The sequence below is a fragment of the Mycobacterium sp. 1482292.6 genome (assembly GCF_001672995.1).
Lineage (GTDB): Bacteria > Actinomycetota > Actinomycetes > Mycobacteriales > Mycobacteriaceae > Mycobacterium > Mycobacterium europaeum_A.
The window spans coordinates 1-22,914 of record NZ_LZKV01000136.1; the positions used below are offsets into that span (position 1 = coordinate 1).

Annotated in this window: 17 protein-coding genes and 2 pseudogenes; 13 read left to right on the top strand and 6 right to left on the bottom strand. The window is 70.0% G+C overall.

The genetic code is table 11. The features are described from left to right. Positions 1-220: 220 nt before the first annotated feature. The 5 genes from A5624_RS14135 to lysX all read right to left on the bottom strand — a co-directional run bounded on the left by A5624_RS14135 (position 221) and on the right by lysX (position 8,480). On the bottom strand, positions 221-2,353 hold the full coding sequence (locus tag A5624_RS14135) for an Rv1355c family protein (protein WP_066867144.1): 2,133 nt from the start codon (positions 2,351-2,353) through the stop codon (positions 221-223). Positions 2,354-2,416: 63 nt separating this feature from the next. After that, positions 2,417-3,079, bottom strand: coding sequence for a TetR/AcrR family transcriptional regulator (locus tag A5624_RS14140; RefSeq protein WP_066867146.1), 663 nt, complete (start codon positions 3,077-3,079; stop codon positions 2,417-2,419). A 156-nt stretch (positions 3,080-3,235) separates the two neighbouring features. Further along, on the bottom strand, positions 3,236-3,637 hold the full coding sequence (locus A5624_RS14145; protein WP_066867167.1) for a DUF6653 family protein: 402 nt from the start codon (positions 3,635-3,637) through the stop codon (positions 3,236-3,238). 23 nt (positions 3,638-3,660) lie between these two features. After that, positions 3,661-5,133 (bottom strand): alpha/beta hydrolase family protein, encoded by a 1,473-nt coding sequence (locus tag A5624_RS14150; protein WP_197518965.1) that lies wholly within the window; start codon positions 5,131-5,133, stop codon positions 3,661-3,663. 77 nt (positions 5,134-5,210) lie between these two features. Then, positions 5,211-8,480, bottom strand: a complete 3,270-nt coding sequence (gene lysX / locus A5624_RS14155) for a bifunctional lysylphosphatidylglycerol synthetase/lysine--tRNA ligase LysX (protein ID WP_066867148.1) — start codon at positions 8,478-8,480, stop codon at positions 5,211-5,213. Between the two features lie 553 nt (positions 8,481-9,033). Between lysX and infC the strand changes: the two genes are divergently transcribed. From infC to A5624_RS14175, 4 genes are all read left to right on the top strand, one after another. Next, positions 9,034-9,642 carry a translation initiation factor IF-3 gene (gene infC, locus A5624_RS14160; RefSeq protein ID WP_082971986.1) on the top strand — a complete coding sequence of 203 codons (609 nt, stop codon included), beginning with the start codon at positions 9,034-9,036 and terminating at the stop codon, positions 9,640-9,642. Between the two features lie 65 nt (positions 9,643-9,707). Beyond that, on the top strand, positions 9,708-9,902 hold the full coding sequence (rpmI, locus tag A5624_RS14165) for a 50S ribosomal protein L35 (RefSeq protein WP_066867152.1): 195 nt from the start codon (positions 9,708-9,710) through the stop codon (positions 9,900-9,902). Positions 9,903-9,982: 80 nt separating this feature from the next. Beyond that, positions 9,983-10,378, top strand: a complete 396-nt coding sequence (rplT, locus tag A5624_RS14170) for a 50S ribosomal protein L20 (protein WP_007776071.1) — start codon at positions 9,983-9,985, stop codon at positions 10,376-10,378. 9 nt (positions 10,379-10,387) lie between these two features. Beyond that, positions 10,388-11,188: an RNA methyltransferase gene (locus tag A5624_RS14175; protein WP_066867154.1), complete on the top strand. Its 801-nt coding sequence runs from the start codon at positions 10,388-10,390 to the stop codon at positions 11,186-11,188. On the opposite strand, the gene A5624_RS14180 is transcribed toward A5624_RS14175, so the two are convergent. After that, positions 11,175-12,254 (bottom strand): oxygenase MpaB family protein, encoded by a 1,080-nt coding sequence (locus tag A5624_RS14180; protein ID WP_066867156.1) that lies wholly within the window; start codon positions 12,252-12,254, stop codon positions 11,175-11,177. The genes A5624_RS14175 and A5624_RS14180 overlap by 14 nt on opposite strands. Positions 12,255-12,453: 199 nt before the next feature. On the opposite strand from A5624_RS14180, the gene A5624_RS14185 reads away from it, so the two are divergent. The 9 genes and pseudogenes from A5624_RS14185 to A5624_RS14225 all read left to right on the top strand — a co-directional run. Further along, positions 12,454-13,371 (top strand): adenylate/guanylate cyclase domain-containing protein, encoded by a 918-nt coding sequence (locus A5624_RS14185; protein WP_066867158.1) that lies wholly within the window; start codon positions 12,454-12,456, stop codon positions 13,369-13,371. Between the two features lie 9 nt (positions 13,372-13,380). After that, entirely contained in the window at positions 13,381-14,205 is an 825-nt protein-coding gene (locus A5624_RS14190; protein ID WP_066867160.1) for a rhomboid-like protein, read from the top strand. Between the two features lie 168 nt (positions 14,206-14,373). Beyond that, entirely contained in the window at positions 14,374-15,417 is a 1,044-nt protein-coding gene (gene pheS / locus A5624_RS14195) for a phenylalanine--tRNA ligase subunit alpha (protein WP_066867161.1), read from the top strand. Continuing rightward, positions 15,417-17,912, top strand: a complete 2,496-nt coding sequence (gene pheT, locus A5624_RS14200; protein ID WP_066867162.1) for a phenylalanine--tRNA ligase subunit beta — start codon at positions 15,417-15,419, stop codon at positions 17,910-17,912. The genes pheS and pheT overlap by 1 nt, the downstream gene beginning before the upstream one ends. Positions 17,913-17,942: 30 nt before the next feature. Then, positions 17,943-19,002 (top strand): annotated as a pseudogene (gene argC / locus A5624_RS14205) (N-acetyl-gamma-glutamyl-phosphate reductase). A 77-nt stretch (positions 19,003-19,079) separates the two neighbouring features. Then, a complete protein-coding gene (argJ, locus tag A5624_RS14210; protein WP_066867172.1) occupies positions 19,080-20,267 on the top strand; it encodes a bifunctional glutamate N-acetyltransferase/amino-acid acetyltransferase ArgJ in 1,188 nt (395 codons plus the stop codon). After that, positions 20,264-21,148 carry an acetylglutamate kinase gene (argB, locus tag A5624_RS14215; protein ID WP_066867165.1) on the top strand — a complete coding sequence of 295 codons (885 nt, stop codon included), beginning with the start codon at positions 20,264-20,266 and terminating at the stop codon, positions 21,146-21,148. The genes argJ and argB overlap by 4 nt, the downstream gene beginning before the upstream one ends. Then, positions 21,145-22,332: an acetylornithine transaminase gene (locus A5624_RS14220; RefSeq protein WP_082984707.1), complete on the top strand. Its 1,188-nt coding sequence runs from the start codon at positions 21,145-21,147 to the stop codon at positions 22,330-22,332. Before argB ends, A5624_RS14220 begins: the two co-directional genes overlap by 4 nt. Before the next feature lie 8 nt (positions 22,333-22,340). After that, positions 22,341-22,914, top strand: a pseudogene (locus A5624_RS14225) (ornithine carbamoyltransferase); the annotation flags it as partial.

Sequence of the window (22,914 nt, forward strand, 5' to 3'; positions counted from 1 at the left end):
CTGCACGAAATGCATTGCGGCCACTCGACACCCGTGCCCTATCTGCAGGCGTACTGGACATTCGGGTCGCGCGGCGAACCGCACGGCGTGACCGGCACGCGGGACCCTGGGTTGCGCGGTAGGGCCCGCCGCGAGTCGGCGTTGTTGCGATGGGGATTCACGGCGAAGCCGTTCTGAGGTGCTGTGGCGCCGATGGTGCTCGCCGCGCGACGGCGGCGGATCAGAGGCCTTGAGTGCGGACCCGGCTCGGGCTGCGGCGACTGGACACCGAGGGTGGCGGCGCGGTGGTCAAGCGCAAGGCCAGCACGATGGATTCTTCGGGAGCGGTCGCGGTGAGGCGCACGAAATCGTCTTGTAATCGTGCCAATTCGCCGGCGAAACCGGCCGACAACTCGTGCAGATCGGCAGCATTTCGCGCGTGCAGGAAGACCGGTGACAACGGCCGGACGGCGAGGCCTTCCCGCTGGGCAACGATCCATACCGCCTCGACGGCCGACCCGCCGCGGACGTAGTCACCAAGGCGACTTCCGGTCACGGTCAGCACCGCCAGCGCCGAGCTGCCGAGGACTTCGTCGCGCATGCCGTCGCCCAAGGCGCTGCCGGCGTTCCATTCGGCAAGGTAAGCCATGACGTCGGGGCGGCGCACGATATCCATCAGCGCCAGGTCGCTGGCTTCGAGTTCGAGGGAGCGTACGTCGATACCGGTGTCGGGGTCGGGATCCCCAGGCCAGCGCAGCTCCGAGACCATCTCGGTGTGCAGTTGCCGCGTCAGGTACCGGATGCGGTCGGCCGCACCGAAAATCGTTGCGGCCCGCGCCAGGTCGTCTCGCTCGGTGAGTAGGTGCAGACGCGCGCCCTCGCCCTCGGCGGTGACGGTGAGCAATTTGGCCGTCTGATCGTCGAGCGGTTGTGGGATTCCGCGATGACGGTTGGTCTCGCGCGCGAGCATCGGTTCGTACAGATCGGCCAGGGCGGGGTCGTTACCGTTTCCGAAGTGCATCGTGGCCCGTACCGGAGACCCGGCTGCGTCTTCGGAAACGCTCACCGGTCCGAGCATCCCACGGGCGGCGGCGGCGATCCTGACGTTGTACAACGCGGCCCCCACCGCGACAGCGCTGCCGCGGAAGCCCACGTCCATCGTCGAAGTATGTTCCGGGGCAACGCTTATGGTGAGGCTAGTCGGTTGCGCGTCGATGCACCACGGCTGGCTGTTTCCCCCCGAGGGGGCGCGCATCGCGGCGGCGACAATCGTGTCGTCGAATGCGGATGCGGCCGGGTCGCTTCCCGGTTCGGTGTCTCGCGCGGGGTGAAGCTGGGCCGTCTCGACTTCGTCGAGTTCGTCGAGCGCCGCGCCGGTGTCGATGCGGCACCGGCCGGATCTCAGGTTCTCACCCAATCCGATTCTGCGCACAGCCTCGGCCATCGCCGCAGCGCCGACGATGACATCGGATGCCAACTGCGGCCACGTCGACAGCGATCGGTCGATCTCGATGAGCGACGCGGCGGTGCGGGGCGAGATGTGCTCGGCTTCGTCGTAACGCAGCATGTGCGGGAGCTTCTCGCGGGTGCTCATGCCCGCCACTTGCTCGATATCGAGCTGATCCAGCAGCCCGTGCATGACCGGGCGCCCAGGGTTTTGATCGAAGCGTTCGACGTCGACCCGCCCCCGGTCGCTGGTCGCCATCAACACGGGGATTCGCCTGTCACGGGCCGCCATCCGCAGGGCGATCTTCATGTCGAGCGAATCGCACTCCTCGATGACGATGTCCAGTCCGTCCAGAAAGGCATCGATGGTGTCCGCGGTGATCCCGGCATCGAACACGTCCACCGCCAGGTAGGGATCGAGCTCGGCGATCCTGCGCGCCGCGACCTGAGCTTTGTTCAATCCGAGGTCGAATACGGTGGCCGGCACCCGATTCAGATTCGACAGTTCCAAGTGATCGAAATCCGCCAGCCGCAGGCGGCCACACAAGCCCTGAACCGCCAAGGTATGCGCGATGACATGGCCGACGCTCAGACCGGCGACGCCGATCGTCAGTGAGCTGAGTTTGGTCTGTTCCGCCGCGGTGATGTTGTTTCTGTTGCGATCAAGTCGTAGCGCCCGAAACCCGCGCGGCCCCAGCACCGCAACGGCGGCGCGCCGCCACGGGTAGTGCGCCCACCGGGCCCCTTCGTCGAGCAGCGTCGAATCCGGCGGTGGGCGCAGGCCGCGCAGATTGGCCAGTTGCGCGTCGAGCCGGTCGACGATCTCGACGGTGGGATCGGCTCGCAGCCGCTCCAGTATCAGACGGTCGCCGGGTTCATCGATGTCGAGAATCTGCGCGCTGTACGCGGTTACCGTGCGCTCGTCCATGGTGTTTCGTGTATAGCACCTGACCGGCGCGTCGGCCGCGGTAACGCGGCGTTTGGCCGCTCGTCAAGCGGTCACGCCCTCGTCCCGCGACTCCGTGTCCTTGAGGAACTGCCCGCGCCGAATCAGGCTCGTGACCGCGGCGTCCCAGCGTCGCAGCTGTGGCTCGCTGAAGAACGACTCACCCAGATAGAGCTCGATATAGGGATGCAGAATGATCGCGCCGATGCGCAGGATGAGCGGATTGAGCGCCCCCCAGTCGGGATCGAGGTCTCCTCGCAGCTTGCCCTGCTGCCCGAATTGTTCGCCCTGGCCCGCGCTGATACCCACCAGCCCGGTGAAGATGACCGAACCCAGTGCGCCGCCCTCGGCGAGCGCACGCCCGAGATAGGTCATCACATCGGGACGTTCGACCATCAGTGCGGTCAGCCGGCGCCCCGCCTCGTTGAGGCTGTCGGCGGCCGGCTCGGACGGCGTATCGGCTGCCAATGCCTCGCTCACCGTCTGCAGGACGTACTGATCGACGGCGGCGCTCAGCGCGGCCTTGGTGCGAAAGTGGTGCTGTATCAGCCCAATCGACACGTCCGCGGTTTCGGCGACCGCGCGCAGCGTCGTGGCGGCGATGCCGCGAACGGCAAAGCAGCTCAGCGCGGCGTCGCGAATGCGCTCCTTGAGCGACGGCTCCGCTGGCGGGGGCGGGTCATAAGGAAACAGCCGGGTGGGTCCCACGGCCGGACAATACACCCGTATCGCATCCCGGTACGAAGGTATCGGACCACCATATCCGCGCATCGTCACCGCGCCTGCGTTCCGCCCGACCATGGGCGCGGCCACCCGCCTGCCCTCGTCGACGAACGGCGTTCCCGCGCACGAGGTCCCGCGACCCTACTGCGACCGCCGCTCGAGGTAGCGAACCATCTGTTCCCAGTACACCAGCGTCAACGTCATCTGCAGGGCCACGGCGATCAGCGCCGGTCGCAGCCGACGCCGGCGTGCGGCCAGCACCGCGCCCACCGCGGCCGCCGACGACGCCACGCTGACCACCATCGCCGCGTCGCGGGGCCGGCGGGTGATCCACAGCTCCTCGCCCAGCATCGCCCGCGTCGACCAGGCGTGCTGTTGCGCCGGCTTGCCGAACACCACCGGATTCACCGCCAGCCACAACGCAATCCAGGCCGCATGGCGCCATCGTCGCGTCCATATCGGGACCAGGATCAGCGGCGTGCTCGCCCACCGGGTCCATGCGCTCAGCGGATGGCAGTGCCGCGCGAACACCGCACGCCGCACGCGCGCAACCGGATACACCGGCGCTATCGCTTGGAATGTTCGGCCGGAACTACCACCGGGGCGCCGGCGCCCGGCGCGGATGCGGCGGGCAACGGGGTGCGCGGAATTCCCGGCGTGCCCAGCTCCCCGGCCAGCCAGGGCAGCGAGGCCGCGAACACCCGGTCCGCGAACGGCCAGTCGTGCTTGCCGGGCTGCGGAACCACCGCACAGTCGATTCCGTTGGAGCGGCCGATCGCGCACAGCGAATAGGCGGCCGCCGTCTGATTGCCGGGATTGGCGGCCGCCTCGCGTCCGGCGAGACGGATGGCGCCGCTGTCGGCCAGCTGCAGGTCGCGGCGCGGCGGCGGGCCGTCGGACGAGATCGCGAACCAGCCGGCCACGTCGCGGTATGGCCCATGCCGGGTGATCACCGTGGTCGGGTCGAAAGCCGCCCAGGCGTCGGCGTTTCCGCCGAACAGCCTGGCGATGGTCTGGGCCTTGCTGCCGGCGTTGGGGAAGAAGTCACCGGCGACGTCGACGAACGCGCTGAACAGCTCGGGGTGCATGACGGTCAGGTCGACGGCGCAGGTGCCGCCCATCGACCAGCCCGCGACGCCCCAGTTGGACCGGTGCTGGCTGACCCCGAAGGTCGAAATCATGAACGGCACAACGTCTTTCGTCAGGTGATCGGCGGCGTTGCCCCGAACCCCGTTGACGCATTCGGTGTCGTTGTTGAACGCGCCGCCGGAATCGACGAACACCAGCACCGGCGCCTTACCGTCGTGTGCGGCCGCGAAGTCGTCGATCGTCTTGACCGCGTTGCCCGCCCTGGTCCAGTCGGCGGGTGTGTTGAATTGCCCGCCGATCATCATCACCGCCGGCAACGCCGGCGGCGGGGTGGTCGCGAACCATTCGGGCGGCAGGTAGACCAGCTCGCCGCGGTGTTTGAAGTGCGACCCGTCGGACGGGATCGCCACCGGCACCACGGTGCCGTGCGGCGGCCGGATTCGGCTGGCGGCCATCGCGGTAACGGTGGCCTGATCGGTCTGATCGGGCAGCGGCCCCGAGGTCAGCTGGCTCCACGCCGACTGCACGGTGGGGAAGTAGCCGACCCACAGGTTGAGCACCAGCGCCGCGCTGAGCAAGCACAACGGTACGGCCAGCACCGCGGCGCCGCGCCGCCAGCGGCGCGCGGTGCGCCAGCCCAGCACCAGCACGGCCGCCGCCATGCCGGTCAGGGCGATCCACAGCCACAGCGCCGCCGGTGCGGGGTCGTCGGAGAGCCCGCGGTCGACGATGTACCAGTGCGTCAGGTAGGCGGCGAACCCGCCGGCCAGCGCGGCGGCCGGCAGCCACACGGTGCGCCAGCGGCGCGACCGCCAGCCGACCGCCAGGAGCAGCACAATCGCGGCGAGCACCTGGATCGTCGCCGGCACCCAGCCATGCATCAGCGAGGTGTGGCTACTTGCCAGGACCTGCGCCGCGGCGCTGTCCGTCGGGGCTGTCACGTGAGTCATTGTGATCTAAAGTTAATCGGCCTGGAACAAATTCACCGAATGTTCGCGCTGGGCTCTACGGACGTTCGGGGCCGCCGCTAATGCGGCTTGGCCAGCGGAAATGGCAAGGTCTCCCGGATGCTGCGGCCCGTTATGAGCATGACGAGCCGATCGATGCCCATCCCGAGTCCGCCGGTGGGCGGCATCGCGTACTCCATCGCCTGCAGGAAGTCTTCGTCGAGCTCCATCGCCTCGGGATCCCCGCCGGCAGCTAACAACGACTGCTCCTGCAGGCGGCGGCGCTGTTCCACCGGGTCGGTGAGCTCGCTGTAGGCGGTGGCCAGCTCGACCCCCCAGGCCACCAGGTCCCACCGCTCGGCCACGCCCGGTTCGCTGCGGTGCGGCCGGGTCAGCGGCGACACCGACGTCGGGAAGTCGATATAGAACGTCGGCTCCTCGGTCCGGTCCTCGACCAGATGCTCGTACAGCTCCAGCACCACCGCGCCGGCATCCCAGTGCGCCCGATAGGGGATGTGCGCGGCGTCGGACAGCTTGCGCAGGGTGGACAGCGACGTGGCGGGGTCGACGTGCTCGCCGAGCGCTTCGGACACCGCGTCATAGACGGTCTTGACCCGCCACACCCCGGAGATGTCGACGGGCTCGAGCCGGCCGTCGCCCCCGTCGGCGCGGGGTCGCAGCACCACCTGCTCGCCGTGCGCGGCCTCGGCGGCGTTCTGGATGAGCTCGCGGCAGCCGTCGATCCACACCGTGTAGTCGGCGTGGGCCTGGTAGGCCTCCAGCAGGGTGAACTCCGGGTTGTGGCTGAAGTCGACGCCCTCGTTGCGGAAGGCGCGGCCCAATTCGAAGACACGCTCCACGCCGCCGACGCACAACCGCTTCAGGTAGAGCTCGGGGGCGATGCGCAGGAACAGGTCCAGGTCGTAGGTGTTGATGTGCGTGACGAAGGGCCGCGCGGTCGCTCCACCGTGGATCTGCTGCAGGATCGGGGTCTCGACCTCGATGAAATCCTTGGCGAACAGCGTCTGCCGGACCGAACGCAACACGTCGCTGCGGGCCTTGATCAGCTCGCGCGAATCGGGATTGACGGCCAGGTCGACGTAGCGGGTCCGCACCCGCGCCTCCGGGTCGGTCAGCCCCTTCCACTTGTTCGGCAGGGGCCGCAGGCACTTGCCGATCATCCGCCAGTCGGTGACGATCAGCGAGCGGCTTCCCTTCTTGGAAAAGCCCATCTGCCCGGACACCTCGACCAGATCGCCCAGGTCGATGGCCGCGGTGAAGTCCGCGGTCCGCCCCCGCTGCAGCTGCGAATTGTCCAGCAGCACTTGCATTTCCCCCGACCAGTCGCGCAGGTCGGCGAACAGCACGCCGCCGTAGTCGCGGATCCGCAGGATCCGTCCCGCCACCGTCACACTTTCCTGGTCGTCGGCGACCAGGGCCCGGGCGATGGTGTGGGTGGGCGGGGTCCCTACCGGGTAAGCGTCAACGCCGTTGTGCTTCAGGGCTTTCAGCTTGGCCAGGCGCACTCGAACTTGTTCGGGCAGCCGTGACCTGGACTCCTCCTCGTCGGCGGACTCCCGGCGTTCCCGCAGCCCGCTGACGTCCGGGGCGCTGCCGTCGTGATGCAGCAGCCCGGACTCCGCCAACCGTGGCGGGACGGCGGGGTAGTGGCCGGTGTGCGTCTTGCGCCGCCCGAACGGCAACACCAAAAAGCCCTCGGCGAGTGCCGAAGCGACGCCGACCCGCGGGATCAGCCGGGCGTCCTCGTAGCAGGCGTAACGCGGCACCCAATCGGGTTGGTACTTCATGTTCGAGCGGTACAGGGTTTCCAGCTGCCACCACCGCGAGAAGAACAGCAACAGTCCTCGCCACAGCCGGGCGACCGGACCCGCGCCGAGCTGGGCGCCCTGTTCGAACGCCGAGCGGAACATCGCGAAGTTCAGCGAGATGCGGGTGATGCCAAGGGTTTCGCCATTGAGCGCCAGCTCGCTGACCATCAGCTCGATGGTGCCGTTGGGGGACTGCGGCGACCGGCGCATCAGGTCCAGGGAGACACCGGTGGTCCCCCAGGGAACCAGCGACAGCATCGCGACGACGCTGCCGTCGCGGTCCAGCGCCTCGACCAGCAGGCAGTCCCCGTCGGCGGGGTCGCCGAGTCGGCCCAGCGCCATCGAGAAGCCGCGCTCGGTCTGGGTGTCGCGCCAGGCGTCGGCGCGGGCGATGGTGTCGGCCATCGCCTCGGCGCTGATGTCGCGGTGGCGCCGGATCCGCACGGTCAGGCCAGCCCGACGGGCCCGGGTCACGGCCTGGCGGACGCCGCGCATGTCGGGGCCTGACAGCTTGAAATCGGCGGTCCGCAGGATGGCTTCGTCGCCGAGCTCGAGCGCGTTCAGACCGCCTTCGCGGTAGGCCCGCGCGCCCTGGGTGCTGGCGCCCATCACCCCGGGCGCCCAGCCGTAGGTCTGGCACAACCCCAGCCAGGCGTCCACGGCCTGCGGCCACGCCCGCGGATCGCCGATCGGGTCACCGCTGGCCAGGCAGACGCCGATCTCGACGCGATACGTGACCGCGGCGCGTCCGCTTTGGGCGAAGACCACCGACTTGTCGCGGCGGGTGGCGAAGTAGCCCAGGGAGTCGTTCTTGCCGTACAGCTCGAGCAGGCCGCGGATGGCCGATTCGTCCTCGCCGGTCAGCGCGTTCTCCGCGCGCTGGGACTGAAAGAGCACGATCGTCGCCAAGATCAGCGCCAGCGCGCCGAACAACCCGAAGATCGCGTTCAGGAAGACGTGCGGCCGGCCGGTGAACAGGTCGGGATCGGCGAGCGCGAATCCGACCACCCGGTTGGCCACGTACGGCAGCCGGTCCTGGCGGGCCAGCGTTCCCGGGAACAACTCGACCAGGCCCCAGGACACCAGGATGCCCACCACGTCGCCGGCGATGAGCACCGCGGCCGCCTTGACCAGCGCACCCTTGCGGACCTTGGCCCAGAACTCCCGGTAGGCCAGCACCAGCAGGACGATCGCCACGATGTGGACGGCGAAGCCGAGGTTCTCGCCGAAGATCTCCGCGGCGGTGTTGTCGCCCGCGGCGATGTCGGCGGCGTTCAGCGCGGCGGCCAGGATCATGTTGGCCAGCAACAGCAGCCAGGCGATGCGCTTGCGCGCGGTCAGGGCCGCGGCCAGCAGCGCCAGGATGAACGACCACGCGATGCTGGTGTCCGGGAAGTTGAACAGGTAGTCGTTGATGAACTCGCGCGGGACCTTGATCAGGTACCGGATCAGCGGGGACACGCTGCCGAGCAGCGACACGGTCGCGATGACGCCCACGGTCCATCCGGCCGCCGCCGGCACCCAGCGGTACCGCGAGTTCGACCGGCCGCGCGGCCCCGAACGCAGGCCTGAACGAGGGCCCGAACCGGGCCTCGAACTAGGAGATGCGAGTGTCACAGACCGCGAGGATATGCCCTCAATCCGTGAAAAGCTTGTCGAAGCGCTGAGACTGGCGGCCGCCAGTTTGGGCGTGGTTTCGGGCCGGCCGCCGGCCCATTGCGGCGCGGTCGACCGGCCGAAGTGCTAAAAGCCACCTCAAGGCTGCTAAACTAGCGGCTGCGACCATCCCGGCGAATGCCAGGAACAGTTAAGTGGAGTCCCACTCCCACCGCGAGCCGATGAAATCCCGTTGCGGATCTTCGAAAGGTTCAGCGGTCCGGTCACAGGCATCGCGGATGCCTGTTCCGCGGGTGACGCGGGCGGCTCGAGCAGTTTCCAGCCGCGATCGGTCGGCATTGGGCCCTGCTTGTGCAGGGCTTTTTTGCTAGTGGTGTGGTGTCTCCGCCGCTGATTCCCGGACCGACCCAGGCGGTCGTCACCGCAGGACCTACAGAAGCCCAACAAGGGAGGCCCCATCAGCACTGAGACCCGCGTCAACGAGCGCATTCGCGTACCTGAAGTCCGATTGATCGGCCCAGGGGGAGAGCAGGTAGGCATAGTGCGCATCGAAGACGCACTGCGCGTCGCTGCGGACGCCGATCTTGACCTTGTCGAAGTTGCCCCGAACGCCAGACCGCCGGTCTGCAAGATCATGGACTACGGCAAGTTCAAATACGAAGCGGCGCAAAAGGCGCGCGAATCCCGCCGGAACCAGCAGCAGACCGTCGTCAAAGAACAGAAGCTGCGACCCAAGATCGACGATCACGACTACGAGACCAAAAAGGGTCACGTCATCCGCTTCCTGGAGGCGGGGTCGAAGGTGAAGGTCACCATCATGTTCCGCGGACGTGAGCAGTCGCGGCCCGAGCTGGGCTATCGGCTGCTTCAGCGCCTGGGAGCGGACGTCGCCGAATACGGCTTCGTCGAAACGTCCGCCAAGCAGGACGGCCGCAACATGACGATGGTGCTGGCACCGCACCGCGGCGCGAAGACTCGCGCCAAGGCGCGCCATCCGGAAGGACCGGGGGGCGGCGCGGCATCGGAGACCGATGCGGCCGCCGAAGCCGAACCTTCGTCGAACTGACCCAGCGCGAGACTTTTCAAGCGCCCGAGTGCCCGCACTCGAGCACTTCATAGAACAGAGGAAACATGCCCAAAGCCAAGACCCACAGCGGGGCGTCGAAGCGGTTCCGGCGCACCGGAACCGGCAAGATCGTTCGCCAGCAGACCAACCGCCGGCATCTGCTCGAGCACAAGCCGACCAAGCGGACCCGGCGGCTCGACGGCCGCACCACGGTGTCGGCCAACGACACCAAGCGCGTCAACAGCCTGCTGAACGGCTGACCACCGCGCCGGCCAGACCCGCAGCGCGAGCTGGCACGGCGACCCGACCAACCAATTGTGAACGAGAGTAGGAACATCCAATGGCACGCGTGAAGCGGGCGGTCAACGCCCACAAGAAGAGGCGCAGCATCCTGAAGGCCTCGAAGGGCTATCGCGGCCAGCGATCCCGGCTCTACCGCAAGGCCAAAGAGCAGCAGCTTCATTCGCTGAACTACGCCTACCGCGACCGTCGTGCGCGCAAGGGCGAGTTCCGCAAGTTGTGGATCTCGCGGATCAACGCGGCGGCGCGCGCCAACGACATCACCTACAACCGGCTGATCCAGGGCCTCAAGGCCGCCGGTGTGGAAGTGGACCGAAAGAACCTGTCCGACATCGCGATTGCCGACCCGGCCGCCTTCACGGCGCTGGTCGACATCGCGCGGGCGGCCCTGCCCGAGGATGTCAACGCTCCCTCGGATTCGGGAGAAGCGGCCTAACAAGCGCAGGTGCTGACCGAACGTTCGGCCAGGGTCGCCGCGGCGGTCAAGTTGCACCGCCACGTCGGCCGCCGGCGGGCGGGCCGATTCCTCGCCGAGGGCCCCAACCTCGTCGAGGCCGCCGCCCGCCGCGGCCTGGTCCGCGACGTCTTCGTCACCGAAGTCGCCCAGCAGCGGCATGAGTCGCTGCTGGCGACGTTGGCTTCCGCGGGTTGCCCGGTGCACCCGGTCAGCGAGCGCGCGGCGAAAGCGTTGTCCGACACCGTCACTCCGGCCGGCCTGGTCGCCGTGTGCGAAACGCCGGCGACCCGACTTTCCGACGTGCTGGCCGGGCCGCCCGCACTGGTCGCGGTCGCCGTCGAGATCAGCGAACCGGGCAACGCCGGCACCCTCATCCGCCTCGCCGACGCCCTGGGCGCGGCGGGCGTCATCCTGGGCGGCCACAGCGTCGACCCGTACAACGGCAAGTGCCTGCGCGCGTCGGCCGGCAGCATCTTCTCGGTCCCGGTCGTCGTCGCGCCGGACCCGCTCGCCGCGGTCGACGCGTTGCGCGCCGCGGGCCTGCAGCTGCTCGCCACCACCGTCGACGCCCAGACGCGGCTCGACGAGGCCGGCGAACTGCTCGGCGTGCCGACGGCGTGGCTGTTCGGCCCCGAATCACACGGTCTGCCAAGCGAAATCGCCGCGGCGGCCGACCACCGGCTGCGGATCCCGATGGCCGGTGGGGCGGAGAGCCTGAACGTGGCGTCCGCGGCGGCCATCTGCCTGTATCAGAGCGCGCGGGCGTTGAACCTGCCTACGCGGCCTTAGCGGCGCGTTTGGGCCGGCCCCGCCCGGCGCGCAGGCCGGCCAGCGACAGCGTCGTGTGCACCAGCGAACCGGCGCGTTCCATCAGCGCCCGGGCGGGCTGCAGCGCCGGGTCCAACGGCGACTTCGCCGACGGGGGGAAGTAATGCATCGGCAGCCCGCGCCGGTCGCGCGGCGGCGCCATGAACGGCGGGGCCTCCACCAGCGGCGCGTCGGTGGGCAGCCGCCCCTCGGCGCGGCGGTAGGCGGCCAGCGCGCGCGGGTGCAGCCGGATCTCGTCGGGCACCGCCAGGAAGGCCAATTCGACGAGCTTGCCGAACAGGCGCAGCAACACCTCGTCGCCCGGGGTCCAGTGCAGTCCGGCCTTCTCGCGCACCGCGGGCTCGAACAGCCCCGCCGCGATCCAGCGCTGGCCGGCGACCAGCGGCTTGAAGATCTGGTCCCAGATCGGTGTGGGCATCAGCACGAATTTCGGCTTGGGGATCCGCATTTGGAAGATGTCGCGCGTCGCCCGGTTGATCTCGAGGGTCTCGCGGCCGGTGCGCTCCCAGTACTCCTGGAACTCCTCCCAGGTTTCGGGCACCGGCCGCATGCTCATGCCGTACATCCGGTACCACTGGACGTGCTCGGCGAACAACTGCCGCTTCTCGGCCTCGGTCAGGCCGCCGCAGAAGTACTCGGCCACCTTGACGATCAGCATGAAAAACGTGGCGTGCGCCCAGTAGAAGGTCTCCGGGTTCAGCGCGTGATAGCGCCGCCCGGCCGCGTCGGTGCCCTTGATGGTGTGGTGGTAGCTGGTGATCTGCCGGCCGGTCTGCGACGCCCGGTCGCCGTCGTAGACCACCCCCATGATCGGGTAGACCGACCGGGCCACCCGCTGCAGCGGCTCGCGCAGCAGGATCGAATGCTCCTCGACGGCCGCGCCGAGTTCGGGGTACATGTTCTGGATCGCCCCGATCCACACGCCCATCATTCCGGTGCGCAGGTCGCCAAAATACTTCCAGGTCAAAGAATCTGGTCCGAGCGGATCGGCGGGCGCAGTCCCGCCCGCATGCACAGTGCCAGTCATCGCGGCCTCCTGCTCCGGTTGGGCTCACGATAACTTTGACAACGGGCGTTGTCTACGATTTCGGCGAGGTGTCCGCCGGGTGTTATCGAGCTTGGACACCGGTGTGGCACCAGTGTGATCAGGCGGTTTGGTGCGACGTGTGACACATCGGGCGCGGCCGTCATTGCCTGCCTCGAAGAAAACCAAATAACCTGGCCGGGTGGAACTCGCGCGTCGCGATCTGGACCCGGGCGAGGCCGAAGAATCCCAGGCGCACTCGGCTCCGCCGCGCTCTCCACTGTCGGTGCACAGCGCGACTCAATGGCTGCACAGCCGCAACCGCAGCCCCGCGGCGGTCGCCTTCATCCGGCGCGCCCGCCGGCTGCTGCCCGGCGACCCCGAGTTCGGCGATCCGCTGTCCACGGCGGGCGAGGGTGGCCCGCGCGCCGCGGCGCGCGCTGCCGACCGGCTGCTGGGCGACCGCGACGCGGTGTCGCGCGAGGTCAGCCTCGGGGTGCTGCAGGTGTGGCAGGCGCTGACCGAAGGGGTGTCGCGCCGGCCGGCCAACCCGGAGGTGACGCTGGTCTTCACCGACCTGGTCGGCTTCTCGACGTGGTCCCTGCAAGCCGGCGACGACGCGGCGCTGGTGCTGCTGCGGCAGGTGGCGCGGGCCCTCGAGCCGCCCCTGCTCGACGCCGGCGGACACATCGTCAAACGGATGGGCGACGGCATCATGGCCGTCTTCGGTGATCCGACGGTCGCCGTGCGCGCCGTGCTGGCCGCCAAGGACGCGCTGAAATCGGTCGAGGTGGACGGCTATACGCCCAGGATGCGGGTCGGAATCCACACGGGACGCCCGCAGCGGTTGGCCGCCGACTGGCTCGGCGTCGATGTGAACATCGCCGCACGAGTTATGGAAAGGGCCACCAAGGGTGGAATCATGGTGTCGAGTTCAACGTTAGATCTCATACCGCAAAGCGAGTTGGACGCGTTGGGCGTCGAGGCCAAACGCACGAGGAAGCCGGTTTTCGGGCCGAAGCCCGCCGGCATTCCCGACGATTTGGCGATATATCGCCTCAAGACTCTTAAGGAGTTGTCAGGCCCTGATGACACAGCCGAGACAAAATCGCAGCCATAATGGATGCCAATGTTAGGGGGCATCGCGTCCCGGCTCGCCCGGGTCCAATTCACTGTGGGGTATGCGGCGGTGCTGCTCGCCATCAGCTGCGCCATCCTGGCCCTCGGCCCGCACGCGCATGACGTCATCGTTGCGCGCGCCAGCACCAACGTGCACAACCTGGCCCACGGCCACCTGGGCACGCTGCTGGGCAGCGCTCTGGTGGTCGACGCCGGCCCGCTCTACTTCTGGCTGCCCTTCCTGACCTGCCTGCTGGCGCTGGCCGAGCTGCATCTGCGCACCATCCGGCTGGTGGTGGCCTTCCTCGTCGGCCACATCGGCGCGACCCTGCTGGTGGCGGCCGCATTGGCCGCGTCGGTCGAGTTCGGCTGGCTGCCCGTGTCGATCACCCGGGCCAGCGACGTCGGCATGAGCTACGGTGCGCTGGCGGTGCTCGGCGCGATGACCGCGGTGATCCCGTCGCGCTGGCGGGCCGGCTGGGTCGGCTGGTGGGTGTCGGCGGGCATCGCCTCGGCGATCATCGGCGGCGACTTCACCGACGCCGGCCACACCGTCGCCGTGATCCTGGGCGTGCTGGTGTCCGCCCGGTTCAGGCAGCCGATCCACTGGACGCCCGCGCGCTACCTGATGCTGGCGGCGTCCGCGGGCTTCGGCTTCCTGATGCTGGCCCACCACTGGGGGACCATGGCGGCGACGCCGGTCTTCGGTGTCATCGGCGCGTTCGTCGCCTACAAGGTGACCAAGGTCGCCGGCGGTCGGGGCGTCGCCCCGCTGGAGGCCCCCGTGCTGGGCGACGACACGCTGGGCGGGCCGCAGCCGGCCGTCGCCGGCTAAGCCACACCGCCGTCGGTGGCCCGCGGCGGCCACCCGCCGGCTCGACCGCCAAGCGCCCGGCGGGTGCCGCGCGCCGAATCACTATGATCAGCACTCGACCCGTGCCGCGCGGAAGCACATCGATGCGGGCAGCCCGAACAGCCTCGTCAGCAAGGAGAGTGTCGCCGCGTGGGTGATCAACCCGTCGATCTGTCGCCGCAAGCCCTGGCCGCAGCGGTCAGCGCCGCCCGGGAGGCCTTCGCGCGGGCCGGCGATCTCGACACGCTGGCGCGCGCCAAGACCGAGCACCTCGGTGACCGCGCACCCCTGGCGCTGGCGCGCCAGGCGCTCGGCGGCGTCCCCAAGGACGAGCGCGCCGATGCCGGCAAGCGGGTCAACGCCGCCCGGACCGAAGCCCAACGCGGCTACGACGAGCGGCTCGCGGTCCTGCGGGCAGAGCGCGACGCCGCGGTGCTGGTCGCCGAGGGCATCGACGTCACGTTGCCGTCGACCCGGCAGCCGCCCGGCGCCCGGCACCCGATCACGATCCTGGCCGAGCACATCGCCGACACCTTCATCGCGATGGGCTGGGAACTGGCGGAGGGCCCGGAGGTCGAGACCGAGCAGTTCAACTTCGACGCGCTGAACTTCCCGGCCGACCACCCCGCGCGCAGCGAACAGGACACCTTCTACATCGCGCCCGACGATTCCCGGCAGCTGTTGCGCACCCACACGTCGCCGGTGCAGGTGCGCACCCTGCTCGCCCGCGAGCTGCCCGTCTACATCGTCTCGATCGGCCGCACGTTCCGCACCGACGAGCTCGACGCCACCCACACCCCGGTGTTCCACCAGGTCGAGGGTCTGGCGGTGGACCGCGGCCTGACGATGGCGCACCTGCGGGGAACGCTGGATGCGTTCGCGCGCGCCGAGTTCGGCCCCGAGGCGCGCACCCGGATCCGGCCACACTTCTTCCCGTTCACCGAGCCGTCCGCCGAGGTCGACGTCTGGTTCGTCGGCAAGAAGGGCGGCCCCGGCTGGGTGGAGTGGGGCGGTTGCGGGATGGTGCATCCAAACGTGTTGCGCGCCGCCGGGATTGATCCGGGCGCGTACTCCGGCTTCGCGTTCGGCATGGGGCTGGAACGAACCCTGCAGTTCCGCAACGGGATTCCGGACATGCGCGACATGGTCGAGGGCGACGTGCGGTTCTCGCTTCCGTTCGGGGTGGGTGCCTGATGCGCGTTCCCTACAGCTGGCTACGTGAGATCGTGGCGGCCGGCGCGCCGGATTGGAACGTCGAGGCCGCCGAGCTGGAGCAGACGCTGGTGCGCATCGGCCATGAGGTCGAGGAGGTCGCCACCCTGGGACCGGTCGACGGCCCGCTGACCGTGGGCCGGGTCACCGACATCGAAGAGCTCACCGGTTTCAAGAAGCCGATCCGGTTCTGCCACGTCGACGTCGGTGAAAACAAGGACCGTGAGATTGTTTGCGGCGCAAGCAACTTCGTTGCTGGTGACCTCATCGTGGCGGCGCTGCCGGGCACCACGCTGCCCGGCGACTTCACCATCGCCGCCCGCAAGACCTACGGCCGCACCTCCGACGGAATGATCTGCTCGGCGGCCGAACTCGGGCTGGGCGCCGACCATTCCGGGATCCTGGTGCTGCCGCCGGGCACCGCCGACCCCGGCGCCGACGCCGCCGCCGTGCTCGGCCTGGACGACGTGATCTTTCACCTGGCGATCACGCCCGACCGCGGCTACGGCCTGTCGTTGCGTGGGCTGGCCCGCGAGGTCGCCTGCGCCTACGACCTGGACTTCGTCGACCCCGCGGGCAGCCAGGTGATCAAGCCGCTGCCGGCCAACGGCGAGGCCTGGCCGCTGACCGTGCAGCCCGGCACCGGGGTTCGGCGGTTCGCGCTGCGCCCGGTCACCGGCATCGACCCGGCCGCCGTGTCGCCGTGGTGGCTGCAGCGCCGGCTGCTGTTGTCCGGCATCCGGGCGACGTCCCCGGCCGTCGACGTGACGAACTACGTGATGCTCGAGCTCGGTCACCCGATGCACGCCCACGACCGCAACCGCATCACCGGCGGCTTCGGCGTGCGATTCGCGCGGCCCGGCGAGACCGTGGTGACCCTCGACGACATCGAGCGCAAACTCGAACCGGCCGACGTGCTCATCGTCGATGACACGGCGACCACCGCGATCGGCGGCGTGATGGGCGCGGCGAGCACCGAGGTGCGCGCCGATTCGACCGACGTCCTGCTCGAGGCCGCGGTCTGGGACCCGGCCGCCGTGTCACGCACCCAGCGCCGGCTGCACCTGCCCAGCGAAGCCGCCCGCCGCTACGAGCGCGGGGTGGATCCGGCCATCTCGGTGGCCGCGCTGGACCGCTGCGCCACCCTGCTCGCCGACATCGCCGGCGGCGTGGTCGAGGAGGGTTTGACCGATTGGCGCGGCGACCCACCGCGCGACGACTGGTCGCTCCCGCCGATCGACATCGCCGTCGACCTGCCGGATCGCCTCGCCGGGGTGGTTTATGCGCCCGGCACCACCGCCAGGCGGCTCGCCCAGATCGGCGCCGAGGTCGTGGCGAACGGCGACACGCTGACGGTGACGCCACCCAGCTGGCGCCCCGACCTGCTGCAGCCCGCCGATCTCGTCGAGGAGGTGCTGCGGCTGGAGGGGCTCGAGGTCATTCCGTCGGTGTTGCCGTCGGCGCCGGCCGGCCGCGGCCTGTCCGCCGTGCAGAAGCGCCGCCGCGCGATCGGCAGGTCGCTGGCCGAGTCCGGCTATGTGGAGATCCTGCCCACCCCGTTCTTGCCCGCCGGCGTGTTCGACCTGTGGGGCCTGCCGGCCGACGACCCGCGGCGCATCACGACCGACGTGCTCAACCCGCTGGAGGCCGACCGCCCGCACCTGGCCACCACGCTGCTGCCGGCGCTGCTGGAAGCGTTGGTGCGCAACGTCTCGCGCGGCCTGGTCGACGTCTCCCTGTATGCCCTCGCGCAGGTGGTCCAGCCGACGGCGGACACCCGCGCCGTGAACGTGATCCCCGTCGGCCGCCGGCCCACCGACGCCGAGATCGCCGCGCTCGACGCGTCGTTGCCGCGGCAACCCCAGCACGTCGCCGCGGTGCTGAGCGGCCTGCGGGAACACCGCGGACCCTGGGGCCCGGGCCGGCGCGCCGAAGCCGCCGACGCGTTCGAGGCGGTGCGCATCATCGCCCGCGCCGGCGGAATCGACGTGCGATTGCGCGCGGCGCAATACCTGCCCTGGCATCCGGGGCGGTGCGCCGAGGTGCTCGTTGGGGACGTTGCGGTGGGGCACGCGGGTCAGCTGCATCCGGCGGTGATCGAGCGCTCCGGGCTGCCGAAGGGCACCTGCGCCCTCGAGCTCAACCTCGACGCGATACCCATCCCGCTGACGCTGCCGGCGCCGCGGGTGTCGCCGTTCCCGGCCGTCTTCCAGGACCTCAGCCTGGTGGTGCCCGCGCAGGTGCCGGCCCAGGCGGTAGCCGACGCCGTCCGCGAAGGCGCTGGGGAGCTGCTCGAAGACCTGCAGCTGTTCGACGTGTTCACCGGCCCGCAGATCGGCGAGGACCGCAAATCGCTGACCTTCGCGCTGCGCTTCCGCGCGCCCGACCGCACCCTCACCGAGGACGACGCCACCGCCGCTCGCGACGCCGCGGTGCGCCGCGCCGCCGAGGCGGTCGGCGCGGAGCTACGGGCCTAGTGGAATGGATTTGCAAAGCACTGCATAACCATGCAGAATCGGCGGAATGGCCGACGGAATGAAGGTAGCGGTTGCCGGTGCCAGCGGCTACGCGGGCGGTGAAATCCTGCGCCTGCTGCTCGGGCACCCGGCCTACGCGAACGGACGCCTGACGATCGGCGCGGTGACCGCCGCCGCCAGTGCCGGCAGCACGCTCGGCGAGCACCACCCGCACCTGACCCCGCTGGCCCAGCGGGTGGTCGAGCCGACCGAGCTCGACGTGCTCGCCGGCCACGACGTGGTGTTCCTGGCCCTGCCGCACGGCCATTCGGCCGCGCTGGCCTCTCAGCTCGGGCCCGACACCCTGATCATCGACTGCGGCGCCGACTTCCGGCTCACCGACGCCGACGCGTGGGAGCGCTACTACGGGTCCGCGCACGCCGGCAGCTGGCCCTACGGTCTGCCGGAGCTGCCCGGCGCCCGGGAGCGGCTGCGCGGCGCCCGCCGCATCGCGGTGCCGGGCTGCTACCCGACCGCGGCGTTGCTGGCCTTGCTGCCCGCGGTGGCCGCGGATCTCATCGAGCCCGCCGTCACCGTGGTGGCGGTCAGCGGCACGTCCGGGGCCGGTCGCGCAGCCAAGACCGACCTGCTGGGCGCGGAGGTCATCGGGTCGGCGCGGGCCTACAACATCGGCGGGGCGCACCGGCACACCCCGGAGATCGCCCAGGGGCTCGGGGCGGTTACCGGCCGCGACGTCACGGTGTCGTTCACCCCGGTGCTCATCCCGACCTCCCGCGGCATCCTGGCCACCTGCACCGCGCGCACCCGCGCGCCGCTGGCACAACTGCGCGAAGCCTACGAAAAGGCTTACCACGCAGAGCCTTTCATCTACCTGATGCCCGAGGGGCAGCTGCCCCGCACCGGAGCGGTGATCGGCAGCAACGCGGCGCACATCGCGGTCGCGGTGGACGAGGCGGCGCAGACCTTCGTCGCGATCGCCGCGATCGACAACCTGGTCAAGGGAACCGCCGGCGCCGCCGTGCAGTCGATGAACCTGGCCCTGGGTTGGCCGGAGACCGAAGGGCTTTCGGTGATCGGGGTGGCGCCGTGACGCGCGCCGGCGACGATGACGCCGGCGTAGCCGGGGTCGCAGGAGCGGCGCCATCTGTCGTAGCGACGCAAGCGCGGCTGCTGCGCGAACAGGGCGTCACCGCGCCGGCCGGATTCCGGGCCGCCGGCATCGCCGCCGGCATCAAGGCCTCGGGCAACCGCGATCTGGCCCTGGTGTTCAACGAAGGGCCGGACTACGCCGCCGCCGGGGTGTTCACCCGCAACAAGGTCAAAGCGGCACCGGTGCTGTGGAGCCAGCAGGTGCTGAGCACCGGCGCGCTGCGCGCGGTGATCCTCAACTCCGGCGGCGCCAACGCCTGCACCGGACCCGGCGGATTTCAGGACACCCACGCCACCGCCGAGGCCGTCGCCGCCGCGCTGTCGGACTGGGGGACCGAGACCGGGGCCATCGAGGTCGCGGTGTGCTCCACCGGGCTGATCGGCGACCGGTTGCCGATGGACAAGGTGCTCGCCGGCGTGCGCACGATCGTGCAGGACATGGCGGGCGGCCTGTCCGGCGGTGACGAGGCGGCCCAGGCGATCATGACCACCGACACCGTGCCCAAACAGGTTGCGCTGCACCACCCGGACAACTGGACGGTCGGCGGGATGGCCAAGGGCGCCGGCATGCTCGCGCCGTCGCTGGCGACGATGCTCTGCGTGCTCACCACCGACGCGGCCGTCGACGCGGCGGCCCTGGACCGCGCGCTGCGCCACGCCACCGCGGCCACCTTCGACCGGCTCGACGTCGACGGCGCGTGCTCGACGAACGACACCGTGCTGCTGCTGACGTCTGGAGCCAGCGGGATCGCGCCCAGCCAGGCCGAACTCGACGACGCCGTGCTGCGGGCGTGCGACGACCTGTGCGCGCAACTGCAAGCCGACGCCGAGGGCGTCACCAAGCGGGTCAACGTCACCGTGGCGGGGGCGGCCTCCGAGGACGACGCCCTGGTCGCCGCCCGCACGATCGCCCGCGACAGCCTGGTCAAGACGGCGGTGTTCGGCTCGGACCCCAACTGGGGCCGGGTGCTGGCGGCCGTCGGGATGGCGCCCATCGATCTGGACCCCGACCGGATCACGGTGGCGTTCAACGGCTTTGCGGTCTTCGCCGACGGGATTCCGATGCCGGGCGCCCGCGAGGTGGACCTGTCGGAAGCCGACATCGACATCACGGTCGATCTGCGGCTCGGCGAGCACCGGGCCACCATCCGGACCACCGACCTGTCGCACGGGTACGTCGAGGAGAATTCGGCCTACAGCTCATGAGCTCGACAGAAGCGTTGTCCACCGTGGTCAAGGCGCAGGTGCTGGCCGAAGCCCTGCCCTGGCTCAAGCAGCTGCACGGCAAGATCGTGGTCATCAAGTACGGCGGCAACGCCATGACCGACGACACGCTGCGGCACGCCTTCGCCGCCGACATGGCGTTCTTGCGTAACTGCGGCGTTCATCCCGTCGTCGTGCACGGCGGCGGCCCGCAGATCACCGCGATGCTGCGCCGGCTCGGCATCCCGGGCGACTTCAAGGGCGGATTCCGGGTCACCACACCGGAAGTGCTCGACGTGGCCCGGATGGTGTTGTTCGGCCAGGTCGGCCGCGAACTGGTCAACCTGATCAACGCGCACGGACCGTACGCCGTCGGCATCACCGGCGAGGACGCCCAGTTGTTCACCGCTGTGCGGCGCAGCGTCACCGTCGACGGCGTGGCCACCGACATCGGCCTGGTGGGCGATGTCGAGATGGTCAACACCGCCGCCGTGCTGGATCTGATTGCGGCGCGGCGCATTCCGGTGGTGTCGACGCTGGCGCCGGACGCCGAGGGCGTGGTGCACAACATCAACGCCGACACCGCCGCGGCGGCGCTGGCCGAGGCGCTGCGCGCCGAGAAGCTGCTGATGCTCACCGATGTCGAAGGCCTGTACACCAGCTGGCCGGACCGCGGTTCGCTGGTCAGCGAAATCGACACGGCCACATTGTCACAACTGCTACCCACGCTGGAGGCGGGCATGATTCCCAAAGTCGAAGCGTGCCTGCGCGCCGTCACCGCGGGCGTGCCCAGCGCGCACGTCATCGACGGGCGGGTCGAACACTGTGTGCTGGTGGAGCTTTTCACCGACGCGGGCACCGGCACCAAGGTGGTGCGCCCGTGAGCCACACCGATGACGTCCGGCGGCGCTGGGAAGCCGTGATGATGAACAACTACGGCACCCCGGCGATGGCCCTGGCCAGCGGCGACGGCGCCGTGGTTACCGACGTGGACGGGAAGACCTACCTCGACCTGCTCGGCGGCATCGCGGTCAACGTCCTGGGCCATCGCCACCCCGCGATCATCGAGGCCGTCACCCACCAGATGTCCACGCTGGGCCACACCTCCAACCTGTATGCCACCGGACCGGGTCTGGCGCTGGCCGAAGAACTGGTAAGCCTGCTCGGCACCGATTCCCCGGCGCGGGTGTTCTTCTGCAACTCCGGGACGGAGGCCAACGAGGTGGCGTTCAAGCTGTCGCGGCTCACCGGGCGCACCAAACTGGTTGCCGCGCAGGAGGCTTTCCACGGCCGCACCATGGGATCGCTGGCGCTGACCGGTCAGCCCAGCAAGCAGGCGCCGTTCGCGCCGCTGCCCGGCGCCGTCACGCACGTGCCCTACGGCGACACCGACGCGCTGGCGGGCGCCGTCGACGACGCCACCGCCGCGGTGTTCCTGGAACCGATCATGGGGGAGAGCGGCGTCGTCGTGCCGCCCGAGGGCTACCTCGCCGCCGCCCGCGACATCACCGCGCGGCACGGGGCGCTGCTGGTGCTCGACGAGGTGCAGACCGGGATGGGCCGCACCGGAACGTTTTTCGCCCACCAGCACGACGGCATCACCCCGGACGTGGTGACGCTGGCCAAGGGGCTCGGCGGCGGCCTGCCGATCGGCGCCTGCCTGGCCGTCGGGCCGGCCGCCGACCTGATGACGCCGGGCCTGCACGGCAGCACCTTCGGCGGCAACCCGATCTGCGCGGCGGCCGCGCTCGCGGTGCTGCGGGTGCTGGCGGAGGAGAACCTGATCCGCCATGCCGAGGTGCTGGGCAAGTCGTTGCGCCACGGCATCGAGGCGCTGGCCCACCCGCTGGTCGACCACGTGCGCGGCCGCGGGCTGCTCTGCGGGGTCGCGCTCACCGCGCCGCGCGCCAAGGACGCCGAGGCGGCCGCGCGCCGGGCCGGGTTCCTGGTCAACGCGGCCGCACCCGACGTCATCCGGCTGGCGCCGCCACTGATCATCACCGACGCCCAGATCGACGGCTTCCTCGGCGCCCTGCCGAGCATTCTCGACGAGGCGGCCGCAGCATGACGCGCCACGTGACTAGGCACTTCCTGCGCGACGACGACCTGTCGCCCGCCGAGCAGGCCGAGGTGCTGGCGCTGGCCGCCGAACTGAAGAAGGACCCGTTTAGCGCCCGCCCGCTGGAGGGCCCCCGCGGGGTCGCGGTCCTGTTCGACAAGAACTCCACCCGCACCCGGTTCTCGTTCGAGGTCGGCATCGCCCAACTGGGCGGGCACGCCGTCGTCGTCGACGCCCGCAGCACCCAGCTGGGGCGCGACGAAACCCTGGAAGACACCGCGCGGGTGCTGTCGCGCTACGTCGATGCCATCGTCTGGCGGACGTTCGGGCAGGAGCGCCTCGAGGCGATGGCCTCGACCGCGACCGTGCCGGTGGTCAACGCGCTCTCCGACGAATTCCATCCCTGCCAGGTGCTCGCCGACCTGCAGACCATCGCCGAGCGCAAGGGGTCACTGCGCGGTCTGAAGATGACCTACCTGGGCGACGGCGCCAACAACATGGCGCACTCGCTGATGCTCGGCGGGGTCACGGCCGGCATCCACGTCACGATCGCCGCCCCGGACGGCTTCACCCCCGACCCGGCGTTCGTCG